The organism is Streptomyces sp. SID10853, from assembly GCF_010548145.1.
In the GTDB taxonomy this organism is placed as follows: Bacteria; Actinomycetota; Actinomycetes; order Streptomycetales; family Streptomycetaceae; genus Streptomyces.
Genome location: NZ_JAAGLN010000460.1, coordinates 1 through 1,918, shown reverse-complemented (window position 1 = coordinate 1,918; position 1,918 = coordinate 1). Strand labels below are relative to the sequence as shown.

The following is a 1,918-nucleotide window of genomic DNA, read 5'->3' as shown; positions in this document are numbered from 1 at the left end:
CGCCGCTCCTCGGGGCGAGGCCGGCGCGGGCGCTCCTCCTGCTTGTCGCCGCGCCCCTGGCCGGCACCGCCGGCACCCCCGGACGTCCGACGGGGCGGCTTCCCGCCCGCACCCCGGTTGTCCCGGTTGCCGGTTCCGCTGTTCCTGCCGTTGCTTCGCATCAAAGTTCCGTCTTGTCGTCTGCGTCGGTGTCCGGACCGTACGGTGCATCCGGATCGAACGACGGCACACCTTCTTGTGTCTCGGCCTCGATCGCATCCGCCTCCGGAAGGAAGGGCGCGAGCTCCGGGAGCTCGTCCAGGCCCCGCAGGCCCATCCGCTCCAGAAAGTAGTTCGTCGTCCTGTACAGGATCGCACCTGTTTCGGGTTCCGCGCCCGCCTCTTCCACCAGACCCCTCTGCAGGAGGGTCCGCATGACCCCGTCGCAGTTGACTCCGCGGACCGCGGAGACCCGGGACCTGCTGACCGGCTGGCGGTAGGCGACCACCGCGAGGGTCTCCAGGGCGGCCTGGGTGAGCCTGGCCTGCTGGCCGTCCAGGACGAAGCTCTCGACCGCCCCGGCGTACTCGGGGCGGGTGTAGAACCGCCAGCCGCCCGCGACGAGCCGCAGGTCGAAACCGCGGCCCTGGACGGTGTACTCGTCGGAGAGTTCCCGCAGGGCGTCGGCGATCTCCCGCCGGGACCTGTCCAGGACCTTGGCCAGGTGTTCTTCGGTGGCCGGTTCGTCGACGACCATCAGAACCGCTTCGAGTCCGGGCTTGAGATCACTCACGCCGTCTCCTCCACCACTTGATCGAATTCGTCGGTCACCACGGGCTCCGCGCCGTCGCCGCCGGTCCAGCGCACCAGCAGTTCGCCGAGCGCCTCCGGCTGGTCGAGGGCGACCGCCTTCTCGCGGTAGAGCTCCAGCAGGGCCAGGAAGCGGGCGACGACGGTGAGCGTGTCCGCCGCGTCCTCGGTGAGAGTGTGGAAACTCACCTCGCCCCGGGAGCGCAGCCGGGCCACCACGATCTCGGCCTGCTCCTGTACGGAGACCAGCGGGGCGTGGATGTGGTCGACGTAGATCTGCGGTCTGGCCTTCGGCTGCATCGCCTTCACGGCGAGCTTCGCGAAGCCTTCGGCGCCGATGCTGATCACGACATCGGGCAGCAGCGCCGCGTGGTGCGGCTCCAGGCCCACGGTCCGCGGATAGCGCTTGCCCTCGGCCTCGAACCGGTCGCTGAAGATGTCCGCGATCTGCTTGTACGCGCGGTACTGGAGCAGCCGGGCGAAGAGCAGGTCCCGCGCTTCGAGCAGTGCGAGATCGGCCTCGTCCTCGATCTCGGCGGCGGGCAGCAGACGCGCCGCCTTGAGGTCGAGGAGGGTGGCGGCGACCACGAGGAACTCCGTGGTCTGGTCCAGGTCCCACTCGGCGCCCATCGCCCTGATGTGCGCCATGAACTCGTCGGTGACCTTCGACAGGGCGATCTCGGTGATGTCGAGCTTGTGCTTGGAGATCAGCTGGAGGAGGAGGTCGAAGGGCCCCTCGAAGTTGGTGAGCCGCACCGTGAACCGGCCGTCACCCGCCTCGGCCGGCTCAGCGGTTCCGGCCGGCTCAGCGGCTCCGGCCGGGGCGGGATCCGGCCCTGGCCCCGGTTCTGGTACGGGCGCCGGTTCCGGTACAGGTGCGGGTTCCGGTTCCAGTACGGGCGCCGACTCCGGTTCTGGTACGGGCTCCTGCTCCGTTACGGGCGTCTCGACGGGCCCGGTTTCCGGTACGAGCGCCGACTCCGGCTCCGTTACAGGCGTCTCGACGGGCCCGGGAGCCCGGGGGCCCTCCCCCGCGTCCGGGAGCTGCTCCGGCACGCGCCCCGCCTCGGCCTCCGCGGGCGTGACGCCGGGCTCCGGCGTCTCTCGCCCTCCGGCCGTCGCCCCGGGG

The 1,918-nt window shown here is 71.0% G+C and carries 2 protein-coding genes; both read right to left on the bottom strand.

The window, feature by feature from the left end:
• Window positions 1–160: 160 nt before the first annotated feature.
• Window positions 161–799, bottom strand: coding sequence for an SMC-Scp complex subunit ScpB (scpB, locus tag G3I19_RS36295; RefSeq protein WP_164267919.1), 639 nt, complete (start codon window positions 797–799; stop codon window positions 161–163).
• Window positions 769–1,845 (bottom strand): segregation/condensation protein A, encoded by a 1,077-nt coding sequence (locus tag G3I19_RS36290; protein WP_164267918.1) that lies wholly within the window; start codon window positions 1,843–1,845, stop codon window positions 769–771. The genes scpB and G3I19_RS36290 overlap by 31 nt, the downstream gene beginning before the upstream one ends.
• Window positions 1,846–1,918 lie beyond the last annotated feature (73 nt).